The sequence below is a fragment of the Streptomyces sp. NPDC049954 genome, assembly GCF_040656295.1.
GTDB lineage: Bacteria > Actinomycetota > Actinomycetes > Streptomycetales > Streptomycetaceae > Streptomyces.
In genome coordinates this window covers 19,246-40,877 of sequence record NZ_JBFALS010000021.1, presented here as the reverse complement: position 1 = coordinate 40,877, position 21,632 = coordinate 19,246, and the positions used below count along the sequence as shown (strand labels likewise).

Below are 21,632 nucleotides of genomic sequence, written 5' to 3'. Positions count from 1 at the left end.
ACGGGGCCGGAAGGAACCGACACGGCGGACATCTGCGGTGGGCCAGCGTCTGTGGCCGACGGAACCGATCGAGGAACGGCGTTCGCGAGCGCGGCTCCGCCGGAGGCCGCCGGTGCTGCGGATGCCACCCGTGAAGGAGTGTGAAGGAAAGAAAAAGGGACGCCGGAGCGTCCCTGGTGTTACCGGCGTGGCCCGTGGCTCAACCGGCCGCTCTCGCCCAGGGGCAGAGTGGTCAGGTGAACGCGGGCTCCGGCTGGGATACGTCGATGCTCTCGAGGAGCGCGTCGCTGTGATGAGAAGCGGCAGCCGCGAGCGCGTCGTTCTCGGTCTGAATCCGTACGAGCTCGGATTCGAGGTCCTGGACGCGCTGCTGGAGCCGTCGCATCTCGGCGAGGAGTCGCGGGTCGGAGCCGCCGACGTAACCGAGAAGCGCCTTTGCCATGATGAGTGGTCCTCCACATTGAGTGACCGACCGATGTGGTGGTGGGTCGTGAGGGAAATTCGCACCCGCGATGTCTGGCGATGCTCAGTTCGTGCGGTCCTTCGTGTGCCAAACAGTTAAGGTGCGCGGGGATTCCAGAGTCTCACCAAAAAGTTTGACGGTCAACACGATCAAGCCCCGGCGGGGCGCTGCTCCGGGGGCGGGTGGCGGAGTGGTCCGCGGCGGCGCTCTCCTGTGGAGGCGTGGGGCGTGACGATCATCTTTCACACCGCCGGGAGCCGTCGCAAGGGGTTTGCGGCAATCACCAGCGGCTTTCCCCTCGGCCTCCGGTCCGGAGCCCTCGGCGTGCGGCGTACGGGCATGGGTGCGCGTGGCTCGCTCAGCGGATGGCGAAGCCTTCGTATCCCCCCTTGGGGGTGGTCCAGATCTCAGTGACTCCGTCGACCCTGCCGGGTGTGTCGCCCTCCACGAGCCACTCCAGCAACTCCTGGCACGCGTCACGGGGCCCTTCGGCGACCACGTGGACACGGCCGTCCTCAAGATTGAGAGCAAAGCCACGCAGCCCGCCGATCTCCAGTGCCCTGGCGCGGGTGAACCAGCGGAAACCCACCCCCTGGACCTTGCCTCTTACCCACGCGGTGAGCCGTACGTCCTTGTTCATAAGGGGCACGCTAACCGGCCAATTCCTCAGGGGACACTTCCTCCCCTGATGCCATGGCGTAGGGTCCCGTCGGCAAAGGGCTCACTCGTTCGGGTGAGCCTGAACGCAGCGACGAGGAAGACCAGGGACATGGGACGCCACCGACGCTTTGCCGCCGACGACGCCGAACCGGACGGCCGCGCCGCAGAGACCACCGAGGCGGCGTACCTGCCGTATGCCGCGCCGGCCCAGGAGCCCTACCACGGCGCTCTCGCGCAGGAGCCGTACCCGGGCGCTTTCCCGAGGGAGCCATATCCCGGCGCTTTCACGGACGGGTTCGCTCCGTCCGTCACGGCCCCTCCTGCCACTGCGGCCCCGTGGACAGCGCCCCGTGACCACTCGTGGGAGCAGGACGCGGCTCTCTTCGACGGCGGCCGGGGGGCAGTACGCCCGGCACCGGTCCGTGCTCACGCAGCTGACGAGGTGGCGGACCACGCCTACCCGAACCCCCCCGCAGGCGGCAGTCCGGCAGGGCGCACGGGGCACCGTCGCAAGAAGCGCGGGGGCGTGCCGGTGCGCACTGGTCTGCTCGGTGTGTCGGCAGCCGTCGCCCTGGGCGCCGTCGCGGTGGGTACGGGGCTCCTCCCGGGGAGCGGTTACTCCTTCGGCGAGGGGCATGACACGAAGGTGCGTGCAGCGGACTCTCCCGACGATCTGAACGCGCCGTCGACCGCGGACGGTGCCGCCGTCGACCGCAGCGCTCCCTCGGCGAGCCGAGGCACGGAGCGCTCGAAGGCCCCGTCGCCCGCCCGCTCCAAGGAGAGCAGGAAGCCGGCAAGCGCCCCGTCCACCACGAAGGCGCCGAAGCCGTCCACCGCCGCCCCGTCGGCGCACACGGAGGCCGGTAACGGGGCGGGAGGGCCGGGGAGCGGCGCCGCACCGTCGACCACGACGACCGCGCCCCGTACGCCCAGCAGCACGCCCTCGCAGAGCACGCCGACCCGTTCGGCGCCGCAGCAGTCGGCCGGCGTCCCCGCACCGCTCAGCGGCGACGAGGCAGCGGCAGCGGCGGCGGTCCTGTCCCTGGTGAACCAGGAGCGTGCCTCGGCCGGGTGCAGCCCCGTGCGGGCGGACGCCCCGCTCGCCTCACTCGCGGGCGGCTTCAGCCGCGACATGGCGGCACGCGGCTTCTTCGACCACACCGATCCGGACGGCGACTCCCCCTGGGACCGTGCCGACCAGGCGGGCGTGAGCAACCTGGGCGGCGAGAACATCGCGCGGGGGCAGGCCGACGCGGCCGCCGTCATGGAGTCGTGGATGAACAGCCCCGGTCACCGGGCGAACATTCTGAACTGCGACTACAAGACACTCGGGGTGGGTGTGCACTTCGGTTCCGGTGGCCCTTGGTGGACACAGGACTTCGGCTTCTGAACGCCCCGCCGCTGCGAGGCCGCCCCGTGTCGCGGCGTGTGCCCGGTCCCGGTGCCTCCCGGCGCTTCGTCCGGCCCCCGTACCTGCTCCCGTACCTGCTCCCGGCCGGCTCGTACCGCGTCGTCTGGCCCGCCCCGTGTCGCGCCCGTCGCCCGCCCCGTCCGGGGGCCCTCGGCGGCGCGCGCCCCGTCACGCCGCGCGCGGCGGCCTCTGGCACTGAGGGCAGAAGTAGCTGGAGCGGTTCATCCAGGGGCGGCGGCGCATGGGCGTACCGCAGCGTCGGCAGGGTTCCCCCTCCCTGCCGTACGCGTCCAGGGAGCGGTCGAAGTAGCCGGACTCCCCGTTCACGTTGACGTAGAGGCTGTCGAAGCTGGTCCCCCCGACCTGGAGCGCGGCGTTCATGACGTCGCGGACGTGGCCCAGCAGTTCGGCGGTACGGGGCCGGGTGAACGTCGCGGTGGGACGCTCGTAGTGCAGCCGGCTGCGCCACAGTGCCTCGTCGGCGTAGATGTTGCCCACGCCGCTGATGAGCGACTGGTCCAGCAGGGCCCGCTTCACAGTGGTGCGCTTACGGCGCAGCGCCTCGTGGAAGGCTGCGTCGTCGAACAGCGGGTCGAGCGGATCCCTGGCGATGTGCGCGATGACGTCGGGCAGTCCGTCGGGCGTCGTCCCGTGCAGGGAGAGGCCGCCGAAGGTGCGCTGGTCGACGAAGCGGAGTTCGGTGCCGAGGTCGTCGGTGAAGCGCACCCGTACGCGCAGGTGCTTCTCGTCGGGCGCGCTGTGCGGCTGGACGAGGAGCTGACCGCTCATGCCCAGGTGGGCGAGGACCGCCTCGTCGGTGCCTGCGAGCGGCAGCCACAGGTATTTGCCGCGCCTCATGGGTGTGTCCAGCCGCTTACCCCGCAGACGGTGCGCGAAGTCCGTACCGCCCGCGACGTGGCGGCGTACGGCGCGCGGGTGCAGCACTTCGGTCTCGGCGACGGTCCTGCCGTCGACCCAGCGCGCGAGCCCGCGTCGTACGACCTCGACCTCGGGAAGTTCGGGCACGGTGCCTCCTCGGGCATCGAACGGTGCGGGGAGCGCCGCGACGTTCTCACCGACGGTGCGGAGACGACCGCGCGGGCGGAGCACGTCGCGTCGACGGGGCGGTGGCACGCCCCGTACGGCGCGGGACGATCGACGCCCCCGTCCCGGGTGCCGTGGGTACGGTCCCGGGACGGGGGCGTCGATCGTCTTGCGGTCAGGCGGAAGCGGAGCCGTCGTCCGGGGCGACAGCGGTGGGCTGCTCCCCCTGGGCGGCGGTCTGCGCGGCGCGTTCGTCCGCCGCGGCGCGAATGGAGCGCCAGGCGGATTCGGCGGCCTGCTGTTCCGCTTCCTTCTTGCTGCGGCCGGTGCCGGTGCCGTACGAGACGCCTCCGACGCGGGCGGCAGCAGTGAAGGTCTTCTCGTGGTCCGGTCCGGTCTCCGTCACGAGGTACTCGGGGACCCCGAGCCCTTCGGTGGCGGTGAGTTCCTGGAGGCTGGTCTTCCAGTCCAGTCCGGCGCCGAGGCCCGCCGACTTCTCGATGAGCGGGTCGAAGAGCCGGTGCACCAGCTCGGACGCCGTCTCCAGGCCCTGGTCGAGATAGACCGCGCCGATCACGGCTTCCAGCGTGTCGGCGAGGATGGATGCCTTGTCCCTGCCACCCGTACCCTCTTCGCCCCGGCCGAGCCGGATGAAGGCACCGAGGTCGAGCCCGCGGCTGACCTCGGCCAGCGCGCGAGAGTTGACCACCGCGGCCCGCAGTTTGGCCAGCTGGCCCTCGGGCAGGTCGGGGTGGGTGCGGTAGAGCGTGTCGGTGACCACCAGGCCGAGCACGGAGTCCCCGAGGAACTCCAGCCGCTCGTTGGTGGGCAGCCCACCGTTCTCGTACGCGTACGAACGGTGGGTGAGCGCGCGCACCAGAAGGGCGGACTCGAGGTGGTACCCGAGCCGCCCTTCCAGAAGCGTGTGGGACGAGGCCGCGGTGTCCGCCGAGGCGCCCCCGCCTGCTCGGGGCGCTTTCTTCTTGGCGTTGGACAGTTCAGTCATCGGCCTTCTCACCTACCGCGTCAGACTTCGAGAACCTGGCGCTTGTTGTAGGTGCCGCAGCTGGGGCACGCGATGTGCTGCTGCTTGGGCTCGTGGCAGCGCTCGCACGCAACCAGGGTGGGGACCGCAGCCTTCCACTGCGACCGGCGGTGGCGCGTGTTGCTGCGCGACATCTTCCGCTTCGGAACAGCCACGGCTACTTCTCCTGCTTCTCGTCGGCGCCTGCTTCAGCGCCGCTCAGCTCGTCCTTCTCGCCGTCCGAGGTGGTCTCGGCGAGTCCCTGCAATGCCGCCCAACGGATGTCGACGGCGTCATGGTGGTGGTCCGGGTCGTCCGCGAGCCGTGCCCCACACGTGGAGCACAGGCCCGGACAGTCTTCCCGGCACACCGGCTGCAGCGGCAGTGCGAGCACCACCGCGTCACGCAGCACGGGTTCGAGGTCGAACATGCCGTCCTCAAGGGGGGTGATGTCCTCGTCCTCTTCGGACTCCTCGTCGGGCGCCGCCGTACGACGGCGTCGTTCCTCGGCTTCCGGGTACGAGAACATCTCCTGGAAATCCGCGTCGAGCTCGCGCTTGAGCGGTTCCAGACACCTTACGCACTCCCCTTCGGCCGATGCACGGGCGGTACCCGTGACCAGCACACCGTCCATGACGGATTCGAGGCGGAGGTCGATCTCCACCGGGGAGCCTTCCGGTACGGCGATGACGCCTTCGATACCGAAGACGGCGTCGCCACCGGGCGCCTGGATCGTCCGGGACAGCCGCTGGAGCGCACCAGGACGTCGGCCCAGCTCGTGCGTGTCGAACACGAGGGGGTTGCGGTGGTCGAGGCGGGCGTTCAGAACTTTCCCTGCTTTCCAGATCCTGGGTTCGTGACGGGCCGGCTCACGCGCTGTACGGGACAGTGCGGGCAGCCTGGATCGCGGAGGTACACACGACCGAAGAACCAGGGTACTGGAGCCTACGCGATCGGCCCAATCGGTCCTCGGCGGGGTACCCCGAACCGGTGACCCCGGCCGGCCCGTGGCACCCCGCCCCGTCGGGTACTCGGTACGCCGGCACGAGCTGCCCTATCGCCCCTGCTCGTACGCGCGCAGCTGCTCCGCACTGATCATGGTCGTGTCGAAGAGGCTGGTCTCGTCGAGCGCCGCAGCCTCCTGCGCACGGGCGTACTGCTCTTGAGTCCCGTACGGGTCGGGCTGCTGCGGATAGCCGTAGGCGGCCTGCTGCGCGGCGTACGGGTCGGGCTGCTGCGGGTACCCGTAGGGGTCCTGCTGCGCCCCGTAGGGATCGGGCTGCTGCTGATACCCGTACGGGTCCTGCTGCTGGTACCCGTACGGGTCCTGCTGAGCGGCGTAAGGCTGCTGGGCGGGGATCTGCGGCGCCTCGGCCGGCGGGGCGGGGAGCGCGGTGGGCACCGCGGCGGGTACGGGCTCCTGGGCCTGGACGGGCTCCGGTCCGGCCGGCTGCCGCACGGCAGGCGCGTCCGAGAGCACGGCGAGGTCGGCGAGGTAGTCGGCGTCGTTCGTGAACTGCCGGCCACCGCCCTCGGCGGAGAGCGCGCCCAGCTCGTCGGTGGCGACCCGGCCGTGCAGTTTGTCGCGGCCCCGGCCGACGGCCTCCAGCGTCTTCGCCAGCACGGCCTCGAAGGCACCCAGCTTGGCGTCCACGTAGTCGTCGGCGCGGCTGCGGAGCGTCTCGGGGTCCTCGCTGCGCTCCGGGGCCTCCGCGTAGTCGGAGTCCTCGTAGCCCTGCTCGTCGAGGCCGGCGCCGGTGCCGAGCAGTTTCTCGCGGCCCCGGCCGACGGAGCCGAGGGTCTTGGTGAGGACGACCTCGAAGTTGGCCAGCTTGCTGTCGACGTAGTCCTCGGCCTCGGCCCGCATCTCCTCGGCCTCGCGGCGGGCCTCGGCCAGGATGCGGTCGGCCTCGCTCTGGGACTGACGGGCGACCGCGGTGTCCGAGATCAGGGAGCCCCGCTCGTCGTGTGCGCCCTTGATGATCCGCTCGGCCTCGCGCCGGGCCTCCTCGACCATCTGCCGGCGGTCCCCGATGACTTCCTGCGCCTGGGCGAGGGAGCCGGGCAGTGCCTCGCGCACCTCCTGGAGGAGGGCGAGCAAGTCGGCGCGGTTGACCACGCAGGAGGCCGACATGGGCATCGACCGGGCACCGTTGACGGTGTTGACGATCTCATCGAGCTTCTTCTGCACGTCCACCGTGTGCTCGCCACTCTCTCGACTGATGGGGAGACGGACGGGACGACTGTACGACCAGAGCCGTCCGGGGGAACAGCGGGTGATGTCCCGTCAGCACGGACGGGCCCGGTTCGGGCGGTTGGGGGGCTTTTCAGCTGTCGGCCAGGCGCCGGGCGAGCGCGTCGTTCACGACCGGGGGCAACAGGTGCGTGACGTCGCCGCCCCACTTCGCGACCTCCTTGACGAGCGAGGAGGACAGGAAGCTGTACGTGGGGTTGGTGGGGACGAACAGCGTCTCGACGCCCGAGAGGCCGTTGTTCATCTGCGCCATCTGCAGTTCGTAGTCGAAGTCGCTGACGGCGCGCAGCCCCTTGACGATGGCGGGGATGTCGCGCTGCTTGCAGAAGTCGACGAGGAGCCCGTGGAAGGACTCGACCTCGACGTTGCCGAAGTCGGCGGTCACCTCACGGATCAGCTCGATCCGCTCGTCGACCGTGAACAGCCCCTTCTTGGACTGGTTGATCATCACCGCGACGTGCACCACGTCGTAGAGCTTGGAGGCGCGGGCGATGATGTCGAGATGACCGTTGGTGATCGGGTCGAAGGACCCAGGACAGACGGCGCGGCGCAACGTGATCCCCTCGCTCTGCGGTCGATTCATGGTGCGTTTTCGCACGTGGAGGCGGCGCGACCGTACCAAAAGGTGCCTTCGCCGTAACGGCGGGCCCGTAGTGCTTCGAACCCCTCCGGCCAGGCGAATTCCCCGCCTCTGGTGCTGCGCTCCACGGTGACGAGCGCCTCGTCGGCGAGCCAGCCCCGGGTACGGAGTGTGACCAGGATCTCCCGGAGTTCTGCGTCGGTGACGGCGTACGGCGGGTCGAGGAAGACGAGATCGTACGGTTCCCCGGCCGCCTCTCCCGCCGCGATCTGGGCTGCTTTGCCCGCTCTGACCTCCGCGCCGGGAAGCCCAAGGTTGCGGACGTTGTCACGGATGGTGCGCACGGCGCGCGGGTCGGCGTCGACGAGCAGGCTGTGGCCGGCTCCTCTGGACAGCGCTTCGAGCCCCACGGCTCCGGAACCGCCGTACAGGTCGAGAACCCGCTCTCCCCGCAGCGCGCCGCCGAGCAGCGCCTCCCAGGTGGAGAACAGCCCCTCGCGCGCGCGTTCGGAGGTGGGACGAGTGCCGTTGCCCGGGGGCACGGACAGGCGGCGTCCGCCGGCCGTACCGGCGATCACGCGGGTCATGGTCTGGCGGTCCTCAGGGTCAGTGGTCGGGCGGTCGGTTAGGGGGAAGCGTGGATTCAAACCCTAGGCCGTACACGAGTGCGCCGCGCACAGGAGGGGCCACGGCGCACTCGCGCACGGCGTGCCCGGCCGCCTGGCCAAAGGGCACGCCGGACCGGGCGGGGAGTCGCCCTGGTACGGCACGGAGCCGCCCTGGTACGGCGCGCGCCAAAGGTCACCCCTTGTCCAGGTAACTTTCCCGCTCCTCGTCCAGGAGGGCGTCGAGGGTCGTGCGCAGCGCGGGCAGGCGGGTCAGTTCCGGGTCCTCGGCCACGACGGTGGCGGCCTCCTCCCGCGCCTGCGCGATGATCTCCTCGTCCTCGATGACGGCGAGCATGCGCAGCGAGGAGCGGACCCCGGACTGCGCCTGGCCGAGGACGTCGCCCTCGCGGCGCTGTTCGAGGTCGATCCGGGACAGTTCGAAACCGTCGAGGGTGGCCGCGACGGCGCCGAGACGGGCCCGGGCGGAGGCGGCCTCCGGCATGTCCGTCACCAGCAGGCACAGGCCGGGCGCCGAGCCACGCCCGACACGACCGCGCAGCTGGTGCAGCTGGGAGACGCCGAAACGGTCGGCGTCCATGATCACCATGGCGGTGGCATTGGGCACGTTGACGCCGACCTCGATGACGGTGGTGGCGACGAGCACGTCGAGTTCACCGGCGGCGAAGCGGCGCATGACGGCGTCCTTGCCCTCGGGCCCCTCGGGCGCCATCCGTCCGTGCAGGATGCCGATGCGCAGTCCCGCGAGGGGGCCGGCGGCCAGACCTCGCGCCACGTCCAGCACGGCGAGCGGTGGCCGCTTCTCGTCGTCCGGGCCGCCCTCGGCCTTGTCCGGGTCCTTCGTCTTGCCGGTCTTCTTCTTCGCCCCGTCCTCCTCGTCGCCGATGCGCGGGCACACGACGTACGCCTGATGACCGCCGGCGACCTCCTCGCGCACCCGCTCCCAGGCGCGCGCCAGGAAGTGCGGTTTGTCCTGCGCGGGGACGACGTGGGTCGCGATGGGCGAGCGCCCGGCGGGGAGTTGGTCGAGGACGGAGGTCTCCAGGTCTCCGAAGACGGTCATGGCGACGGTGCGCGGGATGGGGGTCGCCGTCATGACCAGCAGGTGCGGCGTCTGCTTGCCTTTGGAGCGCAGGGCGTCGCGCTGTTCGACGCCGAACCGGTGCTGCTCGTCGACCACGACGAGGCCGAGGTCGTGGAACTGCACCGTGTCCTCGATGAGGGCGTGCGTGCCGATGACGACGCCCGCCTGCCCCGTGGCGAGGTCGAGCAGGACCTTGCGGCGCGCGGCGGTGTTCATCGAGCCGGTGAGCAGCACCACTTCGGTGCCCAGGGAGGAGCCGCCGAGCATGCCGCCCTCGGCGAGGTCGCCCATCATCTCCGTGACGGAGCGGTGGTGCTGCTGGGCCAGCACCTCCGTGGGGGCGAGCATCGCGGCCTGACCGCCGGCGTCGACCACGGCGAGCATGGCGCGCAGCGCGACCATTGTCTTGCCGGAGCCGACCTCCCCTTGGAGCAGACGGTGCATGGGGTGTTCGGTCGCCAGGTCGTCGAAGATCTCCTTCGAGACCTTCCGCTGTCCCTCGGTGAGGGTGAACGGGAGCCGCGCGTCGAAGGCGGCCAGCAGCCCGTCGGGTGCGGGCCTGCGTGCCACGGCGGGGAGTTGGGCGTCCGCGTGCCGGCGCCGGGCCAGCGCGACCTGCAGGACGAATGCCTCGTCCCACTTGAGGCGGTCCCGCGCCGACTGCACGTCGGCCTTCGTGTGCGGACGGTGGATCTTCAGGAGCGCTTCGGGCAGCGGGATGAGGCCCCGCCCCTCGCGCAGGCTCCGCGGCAGGGGGTCCTGGGCCTCCTGGGCGCTGGGCAGCACCGCGTCGACGGCCTTGGCGATCTTCCAGGACTCCAGCTTGGCGGTCGCCGGGTAGAGCGGCAGCAGGCTGCCGGCCCAGGAGCCCGCCGCCTCCTTCTCGTCGCTGTCCGCGCGCAGCAGTTCATAGGCGGGGTGGGCGAGCTGCAGTTTGCGGTTGAACACGGAGACCTTGCCCGCGAACATCGCCCGGGTGCCGGGCAGCAGGTCTTGGTGCGGTTTGTGCACCCCGCGCCCGAAGAAGACGAGCTGAAGCCGGCCGCTGCCGTCGGTGATGGTGACCTCCAGCCGCTTTCCGCGCCCTGCGTTGAAGGTCAGGACGCGGGCGTCGGCGACCTGCGCGACCACGGTGACGTGCTCGTCGAGCGGCAGCTCCGCGAGCCGGGTCAGCTCACCGCGTTCGGCATAGCGCCGCGGGTAGTGGTGCAGCAGGTCGCCGACCGTGTGCAGGCCGAGGTGTTCGGCCATCACCTTGGCGGTGGGCGGGCCGATCACTTTCTTCAGGGGTTCGTCGAGCGAGGGCACACGCCCATTGCACACCACGCCACTGACAGTGACCATCCCACCCGCCGCCTGCCGGGCGCCCGCTCGTCGCCGCCCGGAGCCGCACAGGAATCCTCTCGGTCAGCTTTTCCATACGGTCGGTGAAGTCGTTGCCCGGCGGTCGACCCCGCGCCTGGGGTGTCGCCCTTCCGCTTCTGCTCGCGCGGCCACCTCCTGCGGAGCCGCCGAGACCGCGGTGCACGAAACCGCCCTCTCGTCCGTGGAACGCTCGGTCGCCGCGGTTCGTCGCGCCGACGACGGACACCGCCGCAGCCGCATCGCTGCCGAGCTGACCGCCCTGGCTCACAGCCGGCATGGGGCGGAAGGACGAGGCAGCCGACTGGGCCTTCGGGGCGCTCGGCACCTACGAGAACGACACCTCCGAGACCGCCCGGCAACGGCGGCAGAACGGCAGAGGAGGTACTGGGGCAGGTCACCTCCGGGTGGTCTGCTGGAGCGCCGGGCCTTCGCCTCGTGGCATATGCGACGGGGCGGGGGAGGTGGCAGACGCGGGCAGGGCGCCGCGTGGGCCGCAAATATCACGCACGTGCCCGCGTATCACGCAGAGCCCGCGCCCGCGCCCCGTCACATATGCCACGGCGCACGCTCGGCCGTAGCGGGCGTCATCGCATATGCCACGGCGCCCGCTACAACGACGCCCCGACAGCCGCCCCGTCGCATATGCCAGAGACCAGCACCCGGCAGGGGGAGCAACGATCGTCCCCGCGCCCCGTCGCATATGCCACGACCTGCGCGCCCCTCAGCGCGCTTCCGCTGCGGCACGCCTCTCCCCCGCCTGCTCAGCTACTCCACTCCGATGAGGAGAAGGGCGGAGTTCCGGCCGCCGTCGTAGACGACCGTATCGACGGCCAGGTGATGTTCTCTGACGTGCTCCTCCAGACGGCCGGGCAGTTCGTTCGCGGCGTCCTCGCCGAGGACGAGCGTCACCATCTCGCCGCCTGCGGCAAGCATCCGGTCGAGGACCGTGCGCGCCGTTTCGGCGACGTCGTCACCGATGACGGCGACATCTCCGTCGATGAGACCGAGGACATCGCCCGCCTGGCAGATCCCGGCGGAGGTCCAGGACTGGTGCTCGGCGACGGCGAGTTCGGCATACCGCGTCGCTCCTGCCGCCGCGGTCATCGCGACCACGTCCTCGTCGAAGCGGCGCTCCCGTTCGTGCACGGCGAGCGCGGCGATGCCCTGCACCGGCGAACGCGTGGGGACCACCGACACACGCACGCCGAGCCGGCGCGCGTCCTCCGCCGCCGCCGACGCCGTGTGCCGCAGGGCGGCGTCGTTCGGGAGGAGGACGACCTCGTGGGCGTGTGCCCGTCGTACGGCTTCGGCGAGTTCGCCGCTGCCGGGGAGCTCCCCCGGGCGGGCCGGCACTGTGGTCGCCCCTGCCTCGGCGTACAGCTCCGCGAGGCCGACGCCGGGGACCACGGCGACGATGCCGCGCGGCGCCCTCTCGCCCCTGGGGGCGGTGGGGAGTCCGGCGACGTGCGCCTCGGCGGCGAAGTGGGTGATGCGGATGCGGTGCGGCCGACCGGCCTCGATGCCCGCCTCGATGGCCGCTCCCGCGTCGTCGACGTGCACGTGGACGTTCCAGAGGCCGTCACCGCCGACGACGACGAGGGAGTCCCCGAGGTTGTCGAGGCGCCGCCGGAGGCGGTCCACGGCAGCGTCCTCGGCGTCGAGGAGGTAGATCACCTCGTAGCCCGGCCCCGTCCCGTCCCAGTGCGGCGTGTCCGCCTCGCAGGTCGCGGCCACGGTTTCCGGGGCGGGAGCGTGCTGGGGAGCGCGTTCCTGCCAGCGAGCGGGGCGCAGCGGTATGCCGCCGCCCACGGCTCCCCCGCCGAGAACCTCCACGAGTGCGCCGAGAACGGTCAGCAGTCCCCGGCCACCCGCGTCAACGACCCCGGCCCGGCCGAGCGTGGCGAGCTGACCGGGCGTCGCGGCGAGGGCGGCCCGGGCGCCGTCGTACGCCGTGCGGGCCACGGTCAGGCAGTCGCCACGGGTAGCGACGCAGGCGTCGGCCGCCGCTGTGGCGACGGTCAGTACGGTGCCCTCGACGGGATGAGCCACCGCCTGGTAGGCCGAACGGGCCGCGGTACGCAGCGCGAGGCTCAGTCGCGCACCATCCGCGACGTGGCATGTGTCACGTCGCGTGGCGCTGAGGGCGGCGGCTCCGTCTGCGGGCCCTGCGCCGGCAGCCGCCCCGTTCAGCCGCTCGGGCTCCTCGGCGAGCACCTGGGCCATGCCGCGCAGGAGCTGGGCGAGGATCGTGCCGGAATTGCCGCGAGCCCCGACCAGGGCACCGTGGGCCATCCCCCGCACGACTTCCGCGAGTGACGGGGCGGACGGCGCGGCGGCGGGAGCGCCGACGGCGGCGGAGGGCAGGTCGACGGAGTCGCCCTCATGGGCCCGGAACAGCGCCTCGACGGTCTGCGCGGCGGCTTCCATCGTCAGGTAGAGGTTGGTTCCGGTGTCACCGTCGGCGACCGGATAGACGTTGATGGAGTCGATCTCCTCGCGGGCCCGGCCCAACGCGTCGAGCGACGTCGCGCACCAGGCACGTACGGTGGCGGCGTCGAGAACCCGCCCCTCCTCCTCGGGCACCAGGGGCCTCCTTGAGCAGCCGGACTGAACGCAGCGTAGTCGCCGCTCGGGGGCGGGGACCGCGAAGGCGGGGGCCGGGGTCCCGGGCGGTCATGGTAGTTTCGTAGAGCGGGAGTGGCCGTTGTATGCTGCTCCGGTTGCCCGATGAGAATCGGGCCATTTCCCCCGGCAACGCCAGTCAGGCACTTTCCGTCTCTGATCCCGGCCTGCCGGGATTCACCGTAAGTGCATCTGAAGTCTTTGGAGTGACCCGTGGCTGCCAACTGCGACGTCTGCGGCAAGGGGCCGGGCTTCGGCAACAACATTTCGCACTCGCACCGCCGTACGCCTCGTCGCTGGAATCCCAACATCCAGCGCGTGCGTGCCGTGGTCGGTCGGACGCCGAAGCGGCTCAACGTCTGCACCTCGTGCATCAAGGCCGGCAAGGTCTCGCGCTAAGCGAGGTCCCCTCGCTCAGGCGGGGACGACCCGGTCTCGCGCTGACGTATGCCGGCGCGGCCACCTGGCTGGTTGCTGTAAGAGCCGGTCCACCTTCGGGTGGACCGGCTCTTACGTATGTCCGCGCATTGCGGTCGCTGCGCTGCTGGGCGTCCAGTACCCGTGATCCTGACCGTGTGCCTGTTGCGCCGGACCGGCGTCGGCTGTCTGTACGGCTGTGCACCGTCCCGGGCCGCTCTTTGCCAGAATCGGCGGGTGCGTACTTCCTCCGGGCCGTCCTGCGTGGGGTCCATCGCCGTCCAGTTCGGCGTTCTGGGGCCGCTGTGCCTGTACGCCTCGGACGGCACGCCGCTGGACCCCGGTGGGCCCCGCCCACGTGCCCTGCTGACGCTCCTGCTGGTGGAAGCCGGGCGACTCCTGTCGACTGAACGCCTCCTGCGGGGCGTGTACGGTGCCGAGCCGCCGGCCGGGGCTGTGAACGCGCTCCAGTCGCAGGTCTCTCGGCTGCGTCGGCGTATCGCTTCCACCGGGGCCCGCATCGAGAGGACCGCCTCGGGGTACCGGCTGCTCGTCGAGGACGTGGGAGCGGTGGACGCGCACGCGTTCGCGCGGCTGGTCGCGCGGGGACGGCGGGAACTCGAAGCGGGGGACGGGGCGGCCGCCGCGGCGTCGCTGCGTTCCGCCCTCGCGCTGTGGCGCGGAGAGGCCCTGCAGGATCTGCCTCAAGTCGCCGAACACGTCGCGCGACTTGAGGAACTGCGTCGCACGGCCCTCGTCTCCCGCATCGAGGCCGATCTGCTGTGCGGGGTGGCTGCGGAGGTCGTCCCTGAGCTGAGGGCGTTGCTCGCGAAGCACCCCGTGGACGAGCGGCTTCACCTGTTGTTGATGCGGGCCCTGCGGGACACGGGGCAGCCCGCTGAGGCCTTGAGGGTGTTCGAGGAGGTGCGGCGGCTTCTGGCCGAGCGGCTCGGCGCCGATCCCGCGCCGGAACTCGTCGCGCTGCACGCCGAGCTGTTGCGTGCGACGCCTGCCGAGACCACAGCGTTGCCGCTGACCGGACTGCCGGAGCAGCTGACCCGTCTCGTCGGGCGAGAGGAGGAGTTGGCGGCCCTGACCGCGCTGGTGGCAGACGAGCGCCGCGTCACCCTCACGGGGCCGGGTGGTACGGGAAAGACCCGGCTCGCGGCAGAGGCCGCGCGCCACCAGCGTCTGCCGGTCTGTCTGGTGGAGTTCGCACCGCTGCGGGACGGGGCGCACGTACCGTACGCGGCATTGACGGCGCTGGGAGTCCGCGACGGTTTCCGCGCGCCCCGTGGCGATGTCACCGGGCGCCTGCTGTCCACGCTGCGGGGCCGTTCCCTGCTCCTCGTGATGGACAACTGCGAGCACGTCCTGGACGACGCTGCGCGCTGTGTGGCGAGGATTCTGGCGGCGTGCCCGGGGATTCGCGTGCTCACCACGAGCAGGGAGGCACTGGGTATCACCGGTGAGGTCGTACGCCCCGTCCCGCCGCTGCCCCACGCCACCGCCGTACGGCTCTTCCGGGAAAGGGCCGCCGCCGTGCGCCCCGCACCCGGGACCTGGGGCACGGGCCTCCTGGGTAACAGCACGGCCGCCTGGGCCAACGAGGCCGACAAGGCCAACGGGGCCAACGGGGCCAACGGGGCCAACGGGGCCAACGGGGCCAACGGGGCCAACGGGGCCAACAGTGAGGACACGAGCAGCTCCGGCTACGGGACCGGTACGGGGCGGGCGGACGAGGACGTGGCCTCTGCCATCTGTTCGGTCCTGGACGGTCTGCCCCTGGCCATCGAGCTCGCGGCGGCGCGTCTGCGCACGCTGGCCCCGCAGGAGCTCGTGGAGCGGCTCACGGACCGGTTCCATGTGCTGTCGCGCGGTGACCGGACCAAGCCGCCGCGGCATCGCACGCTGCGCGCGGTCGTCGAGTGGAGCTGGGACCTGCTGAGCGCGCGGGAACAGGAGTTGGCCCGCGCCCTGTCCGTCTTCGCGGACGGGGCGCGCGCCGAGGCGGTCGCAGCCGTGTCCGCGGTGCCGGGGAGCGCCGACGTGCTGGACTCGCTGGTCGAGAAGTCCTTCGTGGACGTCGCCGAGGGGCGCTACCGGATGCTGGAGACGGTGCGGGCCTTCTGCGCCGAGCGTGCGGAGGACCGAGGAGAGACGGGGCGGTTGCGCGACGCGCACGCCGCGTATTTCCAGCGGACGGCCGAGGAGGCCGAACCGCTGCTGCGCGGCTCCCGCCAGCTTCACGTGTTCGACCGGCTGGCCGCCGAGCGCGCCGACCTCGACGCCGCCCTCGGCCATCTGGTCGCGCACCGTCCCCGGGCGGCACTGCGGATGATGGCGGCCCTGTCGTGGTTCTGGCGGTTGCGCGGGCTGTACGCGCAACAGGCGTCGACGGCCCGGGATCTCCTCGCGGCCGTCGGCGACGAACCGCCGACGGGGCTGGAGGAGGAGTACGTCCTGTGCCTCCTCAACACGCTCGGCGAGCCCTTGGACGGGGCGGCTGAGCTGGACGTCCTCGACCGGATCGACGCTGTGCTGTCGACGGCCGAGGCACCTTTGCGTTTTCCGTTCATCGCGGTCCTCCAATCGTTCGCCCTGGGGCCCCGTCCGCGGACGGACCGGCGCATCGTGCGGTTGCTGAGCGGCGCCCCGTGGGCCTCGGCTCTCCTTCTGCTCGGCTCGGGCTACCTGGAGTGGCTCGCGGGGCGGCCGGGGCCCGCGGAGGAGTCGTTCGCCCGGTCCCTGGAGTCCTTCCGTGCCACGGGGGACCGTTGGGGCGTGGCCAACTGCCTCGACATGCTGGCCCTCTTCGCGGACTGGGACGGAGACCGTGCACGTGCCCTCGTACTCCTCGACGAGGCGCTGCTCCATGTGCGGGCCCTGGGGTCTCAGGAGGAGATCGCCGATGTGCTGATGCGGCGTTCGTCCGTGGTGCTCCACGGTGGGGACCTGCCCGCCGCGCGGGCCGACCTTCTCCGGGCCGGCGAGCTGTACAGGTCGGCCGGGCTTCCGGACAAGCCGGCGGCCACTCTGCGCAGCCTCGGCGACGTCGCGCGGCTCGCAGGGGACACCAGGACGGCGAAAGAGCGCTACGAGGCCGCCAGGGCCTCCCTCTCGGGAAGCTGGTACAGCGCCGGCGAAGACGTCCGCGCCCTGCTCGGACTGGGGCGGACCGCGCTGGCGGAGGGCGACGCGGGAGCGGCGCGGGCATGGACGACTCTGGCGCGGCAACGCGCCGTCTCCGCCAAGGACCGCGGGGCCCTCGCCGACGTCCACGAAGCCCTCGCCGCGCTGTGCGTCGCTGTCGCTGTTTCCGCCCCGGTGGAAGAAGAAGCGGGGCACGGGGCGGTGCGCACGGGGCGGCCCGGAAGTCGCGAAGCGTCGCTCCGTGCCGCGGAGCTGCTGGGCAGCGCACAGGCTCTGCGTGGGGCGTCACCCGATCTCGAACCCCTGGTCGTCCGCGCCCGGTCCCGGATACGCGCCCAGCTAGGCGAGGCCGCGTACGACCAGGCTGTCGAGAGAGGCAGGAGGACGACGGCGGCCGGATTGCCGCAGCGGTCAGAACCGGTCAGCGAACGGTAGGCGGCCGGTAAGAGGTCGGAGTCACTCTCCTGGCATGACTGATGCGCACACGCCTCCGCACGACAGCCACCCCGAACCCGTACACGCCACAGGCACAGGCACAGGCACAGGCACAGGCACAGGCACAGGCCACCACGGTCGCGCCGGCACGCCCCGCTCGCGCCCCGGGCGCGGAGGCCGGTCCGCCCCGTTGGCGGGTGTACGCGTCCTGGTGTCGGGGGCGAGCGTCGCGGGTCCCGCCACAGCCTTGTGGCTGGACCGCTACGGGGCGGAGGTGACCGTGGTGGAGAAGGCCCCGGAGCTGCGCACGGGCGGCTTCGCCGTGGACTTCAGGGGGTCCGTGCACCGTAAGGTCCTGCGCGCCATGGGGATCTGGGAGGAGGTGCACGCGCGGCAGACCGCCATGGGCCGCCAGAGCGTGGTCGACGACTCGGGGACGGTGCTCGTGGATCTGCCGGCCGCGTTCATGAGCGGAGACGTCGAGATCTTCCGCGGCGACCTCGCACGGATCATGTACGAACGCACACACCGCCGGGTGCGCTACGTCTTCGGCGACTCCATCGCGACGCTGCGGGAGGACGAGGCGGGCGTGGACGTCACTTTCGACCGCGCCCCGTCCGCGCGGTACGACCTCGTCGTCGGCGCGGACGGCCTCCATTCGCACACCCGGGGGCTCGTGCTGGGCGACGAGGAGCGCTTCCTCCGCTTCGGCGGTTACTACGTGGCGGGGTTCGGCGTCCCCAATCACCTGGGACTGGACCGCACGGCGCGGATGTACAGCGAGCCGGGCCGCACCGTGCTCCTCAGTAATTACGACGGCGATCCGGAACGGGGCGGTGCCGCTCTGGTTTTCGCTTCCGAGCCGTTGGCGTACGACCGTCACGACGTGGCGGCGCAGAAGCGCGTGCTCCTGGAGCGGTTCGCCGGTATGGGCTGGGAGACCCCGAAGGTGCTGAAAGCGCTGGAGTCGGCCGACGACCTCTACTTCGACGCGCTGTCCCAGTGCCACGTGGACCGTCTCTCACGAGGACGGGTGGTGCTGGTCGGTGACGCGGGATACGGGGCGACCATGGGTGGCATGGGGACGGGCACCGCCCTGGTGTGCGCCTACGTGCTGGCCGGTGAGCTGGCGACGGCGGATGGCGACCACACGTCGGCCTTCGCGGCGTACGAGGCGGCGGTGACGCGCTTCGCGAGGGGCTGCCAGAAGACGGCGGGCAACGCGGGCCCGTTCTTCGCTCCTCCGACAGAGGCGAAGATCCGCAGCAGGGACCGGATGTACCGCCTACTGAGCTCGCGACCGGTGGCCGGGGTCTTCCGGCATCTCACCCTCCGCGCCGCACAGAACCTCCGGCTGAAGGACTACGAGGGGGCGGAGGCGGACGTAGCGCCGGGTGCCCCGGCCTGACCCGCTGAGACGGAGGCACGGCTACCGCGCGTCGAGAACCCATGGCGTACGGGTGACCTACGCCGCACGAGTGACCTACGCCCTGCGGGTGACTACGGCCTACGCCGTGCGGGTGACGTGGTGGCCCCGTGGGGCGCACCGCCGTCACCCGTACGGCGTAGTGCACGCCTTCCGTCCGCCCAGTCGTCCCCTACTCCCCCGTCCGCTCCCGGAACTGCCACGCGTGGTCCACGGGGCCGATGCCGGCACCGAGCGGGAAACCGGCGGCGATGGCGCCGGTCACGTAGTCCTTCGCGGCGCGTACCGCGTCGGGCACGGTGCGGCCGAGCGCGAGATGGGAGGCGATCGCGGAGGCGAGGGTGCAGCCGGTGCCGTGGGTGTGCCGGTTGTCGAGGCGCGGGGCGCTGAGCCAGTGTTCCTCGGTGCCGTCGGTGAGGAGGTCGACGGCCTCCCCGGAAAGGTGTCCGCCCTTGATGAGAGCCCAGCGGGGGCCGTGGGACAGGATCGCCCGAGCGGCTTCGGGCAGGTCCTCGGGGCGGGTGACGTGGACGCCGGTCAGTTGGGCGACCTCGTCGAGGTTCGGGGTGGCCACGGTCGCGACGGGCAGCAGTTTCGTCCGTACGGAGTCGAGGGCCTCGGCGGCGAGGAGGGCGTCACCGTGCTTGGAGACGCCGACCGGGTCCACCACGACCGGGGCGTCGGTCTCGGCGAGGAGGGCGGCGACGGTCTCGACCAGGGCCGCCGACGACAGCATCCCCGTCTTGACGGCCTGTACCCCGATGTCGTCGACGACGCTGCGGTACTGCGTCCGCACCGCCTCCTCGGGGAGTTCCCAAGCACCTTGCACGCCGCGGGAGTTCTGAGCGGTGACGGCGGTGAGAACGCTCATGCCGTGCACACCCAGGGCCAGCATCGTCTTCAGATCGGCCTGGATTCCGGCGCCGCCGCCGGAGTCGGAGCCTGCGACGGTCAGGACGCGCGGAGGTATGTGCATACGCACGAATCTACCGCCCGTGCGTCAACGCGCCACAGCGTCCGCGGGCGACGTGGTCCACACGGCGGAGTGGCGGCCGCGCGACGTCGAGGCGGTCACGCGTCTCCCGGAGTCTCGATGCCGTCGTCGCCGGTGTCGCCGAAGTGGTCCCAGCCGCCGGCGCGGGTCCACGGGGCGCCGTCGACCGTCACTCCGGGGCGGGCCGAGGGGTTGAGCACCTCGCCGATGACCTTCCACCGCGCCGGAAGTTTCACCTCGGAGGGGAAGGTCGCGACGATGGCGTGGTCCTCGCCCCCGGTGAGCACCCACTGCAGGGGGTCGACGCCGACGGCCTGGCCGATGTCGTTCATCTGCGAGGGGACGTCGACCTTCCCGGACACGATGTTGATGCGCACGTTGCTGGCCTCGGCGATGTGCCCGAGGTCGGCGATGAGCCCGTCGCTGACGTCGGTCATCGAGGTGGCTCCGAGCCCGGCCGCCGCGGGCCCCGCGTGGTACGGGGGCTCGGGGCGACGGTGCGCCTCGACGAAAGCACGCGGCGAACGGAACCCGCGCGAGAGGACCGCGTGGCCGGCCGCGGACCAGCCGAGCCACCCGGTGACGGCGACGACGTCGCCGGGCCGGGCGCCCGAGCGGACGACGGGCTCGTGGTTGCGGAGGTCGCCGAGTGCGGTGATGGCGACCGTGATGGTGTCGCCCCGTACGAGGTCTCCACCGACGACGGCGGCGCCGGCCACCTGGCACTCGTCGCGCAGCCCGTCCATGAGTTCGGTGGGCCACGTCGCGGGGAGTTCGGCGGGGACGACGAGGCCGAGCAGGAGCGCGGTGGGTACGGCGCCCATCGCGGCGATGTCGGCGAGGTTCTGGGCGGCGGCCTTGCGGCCCACGTCGTAGGCGGTGGACCAGTCGCGCCGGAAGTGCCGCCCCTCCAGGAGGACATCGGTGCTCGCGACGACGCGGCGGTCCGGGGCGGCGACCACGGCGGCGTCGTCCCCCGGGCCGAGCCGCACGGCCGGTGTCGTGGTGAGTCGCGAGGTCATCTCCCGGATGAGCCCGAACTCTCCCAGTTCCCCCACAGTGCCCTTCATCCTCGTGCCCCTTCTGCGCCGTTGCGCTTGCGGTCGCGCGCCGTCTTCGCCATAGGTACCGTCAAGTCGTACGTGAACTTCCCCGTGTCGTACCCCTCCGGGGCACCGTCGGGCACCGTACCGACGCCACCAGCGCCCCGGGTCTCCCCGTGGTGAGCGACGACGCGATAACGTGGCGTCCCCTTTCCCCCCATGATCCTCATGGCCGCCCTGGAGGTTCCGTGGTACAGGCGTACATTCTGATTCAGACGGAGGTCGGCAAGTCGTCCGCCGTCGCCGAGGTCATCAGTGGCTTCTCCGGTGTCATACAAGCCCAGGACGTCACCGGTCCCTACGACGTGATCGTGCGGGCCGAGGCGAGCACGGTGGACGATCTGGGCCGCATGATCGTCGCCAAAGTCCAGCAGGTGGAGGGCATCACCCGTACTTTGACCTGCCCCGTCGTCCATCTCTAACCCCCGTCTACGCTGGGCCGCGTGAACATCTCTGTGCTCCGGCGTCTCACCGGTCCCGCTGTACTGGTGTCCTTGTGCGCTGCCGTCGGTTGTTCCTCGACGAACGGCACGGAGAAGGCGGCGGTTCCGTCCCCGGGCACGGCCGCGACCGCATTGTGCCGGAAGCTGGACGAACAGCTGCCGGACAAGGTGAACGGGCTCAGCAGGAACGATCCCGAGCCGCAGTCCGAACTGACCGCGGGGTGGGGCGACCCGGCGATCATACTTCGCTGCGGCGTGCCCCGCCCTGCGGAGATGAACGACCCCGACGCGGACGGGGCGGAGGTCAACGGAGTCGACTGGAACGTCTTCGAGAAGGGCGACGGTTCCTACCGTGTGACGACGGTGCTGCGCACCGCCTACGTCGAGGTCAGCATCCCCAAGTCCCGCGTCAAGGAGGGCCTCGCGCCCCTCACCGACCTCGCGAAGCCGATCTCCAGGACGATCCCCAAGGGCATCGCCGACTGAACACCGCCGTGGGGCGGCCCACCGGGCCGCCCCACTTCTCCA

The 21,632-nt window shown here is 71.5% G+C and carries 19 protein-coding genes; 6 read left to right on the top strand and 13 right to left on the bottom strand.

What is annotated here, in order from left to right:
- Positions 1 to 232: 232 nt before the first annotated feature.
- Positions 233 to 442, bottom strand: coding sequence for a hypothetical protein (locus AB0J21_RS31450; protein ID WP_363149565.1), 210 nt, complete (start codon positions 440 to 442; stop codon positions 233 to 235).
- A gap of 379 nt (positions 443 to 821) precedes the next feature.
- The gene (locus AB0J21_RS31445) at positions 822 to 1,103 is read right to left on the bottom strand and encodes an acylphosphatase (RefSeq protein WP_363149564.1); all 282 of its coding nucleotides are present in this window, start codon (positions 1,101 to 1,103) and stop codon (positions 822 to 824) included.
- Between the two features lie 546 nt (positions 1,104 to 1,649).
- Between AB0J21_RS31445 and AB0J21_RS31440 the strand changes: the two genes are divergently transcribed.
- Entirely contained in the window at positions 1,650 to 2,513 is an 864-nt protein-coding gene (locus AB0J21_RS31440) for a CAP domain-containing protein (protein ID WP_363149563.1), read from the top strand.
- 189 nt (positions 2,514 to 2,702) lie between these two features.
- On the opposite strand, the gene mutM is transcribed toward AB0J21_RS31440, so the two are convergent.
- The 9 genes from mutM to AB0J21_RS31395 all read right to left on the bottom strand — a co-directional run bounded on the left by mutM (position 2,703) and on the right by AB0J21_RS31395 (position 13,094).
- Entirely contained in the window at positions 2,703 to 3,560 is an 858-nt protein-coding gene (gene mutM / locus AB0J21_RS31435; protein WP_363149562.1) for a bifunctional DNA-formamidopyrimidine glycosylase/DNA-(apurinic or apyrimidinic site) lyase, read from the bottom strand.
- A gap of 193 nt (positions 3,561 to 3,753) precedes the next feature.
- Positions 3,754 to 4,584 carry a ribonuclease III gene (gene rnc, locus AB0J21_RS31430; protein WP_363149561.1) on the bottom strand — a complete coding sequence of 277 codons (831 nt, stop codon included), beginning with the start codon at positions 4,582 to 4,584 and terminating at the stop codon, positions 3,754 to 3,756.
- Positions 4,585 to 4,604: 20 nt separating this feature from the next.
- Complete coding sequence (gene rpmF / locus AB0J21_RS31425) at positions 4,605 to 4,778, bottom strand: 50S ribosomal protein L32 (protein WP_003951102.1); 174 nt, start codon at positions 4,776 to 4,778, stop codon at positions 4,605 to 4,607.
- 2 nt (positions 4,779 to 4,780) lie between these two features.
- Positions 4,781 to 5,428 (bottom strand): DUF177 domain-containing protein, encoded by a 648-nt coding sequence (locus AB0J21_RS31420; RefSeq protein ID WP_363149606.1) that lies wholly within the window; start codon positions 5,426 to 5,428, stop codon positions 4,781 to 4,783.
- Between the two features lie 228 nt (positions 5,429 to 5,656).
- Positions 5,657 to 6,799 carry a cell division initiation protein gene (locus AB0J21_RS31415; RefSeq protein WP_363149560.1) on the bottom strand — a complete coding sequence of 381 codons (1,143 nt, stop codon included), beginning with the start codon at positions 6,797 to 6,799 and terminating at the stop codon, positions 5,657 to 5,659.
- A 130-nt stretch (positions 6,800 to 6,929) separates the two neighbouring features.
- Entirely contained in the window at positions 6,930 to 7,409 is a 480-nt protein-coding gene (gene coaD / locus AB0J21_RS31410; RefSeq protein ID WP_363149605.1) for a pantetheine-phosphate adenylyltransferase, read from the bottom strand.
- A 26-nt stretch (positions 7,410 to 7,435) separates the two neighbouring features.
- Complete coding sequence (rsmD, locus tag AB0J21_RS31405; protein WP_363149559.1) at positions 7,436 to 8,023, bottom strand: 16S rRNA (guanine(966)-N(2))-methyltransferase RsmD; 588 nt, start codon at positions 8,021 to 8,023, stop codon at positions 7,436 to 7,438.
- A gap of 214 nt (positions 8,024 to 8,237) precedes the next feature.
- Positions 8,238 to 10,490 (bottom strand): ATP-dependent DNA helicase RecG, encoded by a 2,253-nt coding sequence (gene recG / locus AB0J21_RS31400; protein WP_363149558.1) that lies wholly within the window; start codon positions 10,488 to 10,490, stop codon positions 8,238 to 8,240.
- Between the two features lie 786 nt (positions 10,491 to 11,276).
- Positions 11,277 to 13,094: a DAK2 domain-containing protein gene (locus AB0J21_RS31395; protein ID WP_363149557.1), complete on the bottom strand. Its 1,818-nt coding sequence runs from the start codon at positions 13,092 to 13,094 to the stop codon at positions 11,277 to 11,279.
- A gap of 252 nt (positions 13,095 to 13,346) precedes the next feature.
- On the opposite strand from AB0J21_RS31395, the gene rpmB reads away from it, so the two are divergent.
- From rpmB to AB0J21_RS31380, 3 genes are all read left to right on the top strand, one after another.
- Positions 13,347 to 13,532: a 50S ribosomal protein L28 gene (rpmB, locus tag AB0J21_RS31390; RefSeq protein WP_015036441.1), complete on the top strand. Its 186-nt coding sequence runs from the start codon at positions 13,347 to 13,349 to the stop codon at positions 13,530 to 13,532.
- A 255-nt stretch (positions 13,533 to 13,787) separates the two neighbouring features.
- Entirely contained in the window at positions 13,788 to 17,138 is a 3,351-nt protein-coding gene (locus tag AB0J21_RS31385) for a BTAD domain-containing putative transcriptional regulator (RefSeq protein WP_363149556.1), read from the top strand.
- A 190-nt stretch (positions 17,139 to 17,328) separates the two neighbouring features.
- Positions 17,329 to 18,546 (top strand): FAD-dependent monooxygenase, encoded by a 1,218-nt coding sequence (locus AB0J21_RS31380; protein ID WP_363149555.1) that lies wholly within the window; start codon positions 17,329 to 17,331, stop codon positions 18,544 to 18,546.
- A gap of 190 nt (positions 18,547 to 18,736) precedes the next feature.
- Here AB0J21_RS31380 and thiD read toward each other — a convergent pair whose 3' ends face one another.
- Both thiD and AB0J21_RS31370 read right to left on the bottom strand, forming a co-directional pair.
- The gene (gene thiD / locus AB0J21_RS31375; RefSeq protein WP_363149554.1) at positions 18,737 to 19,540 is read right to left on the bottom strand and encodes a bifunctional hydroxymethylpyrimidine kinase/phosphomethylpyrimidine kinase; all 804 of its coding nucleotides are present in this window, start codon (positions 19,538 to 19,540) and stop codon (positions 18,737 to 18,739) included.
- Between the two features lie 95 nt (positions 19,541 to 19,635).
- Positions 19,636 to 20,628, bottom strand: a complete 993-nt coding sequence (locus tag AB0J21_RS31370; protein WP_363149553.1) for a thiamine-phosphate kinase — start codon at positions 20,626 to 20,628, stop codon at positions 19,636 to 19,638.
- 221 nt (positions 20,629 to 20,849) lie between these two features.
- On the opposite strand from AB0J21_RS31370, the gene AB0J21_RS31365 reads away from it, so the two are divergent.
- Both AB0J21_RS31365 and AB0J21_RS31360 read left to right on the top strand, forming a co-directional pair.
- Positions 20,850 to 21,083 carry an Lrp/AsnC ligand binding domain-containing protein gene (locus AB0J21_RS31365; protein WP_363149552.1) on the top strand — a complete coding sequence of 78 codons (234 nt, stop codon included), beginning with the start codon at positions 20,850 to 20,852 and terminating at the stop codon, positions 21,081 to 21,083.
- Positions 21,084 to 21,110: 27 nt separating this feature from the next.
- Positions 21,111 to 21,590, top strand: coding sequence for a DUF3515 domain-containing protein (locus AB0J21_RS31360; protein ID WP_363149604.1), 480 nt, complete (start codon positions 21,111 to 21,113; stop codon positions 21,588 to 21,590).
- Positions 21,591 to 21,632 lie beyond the last annotated feature (42 nt).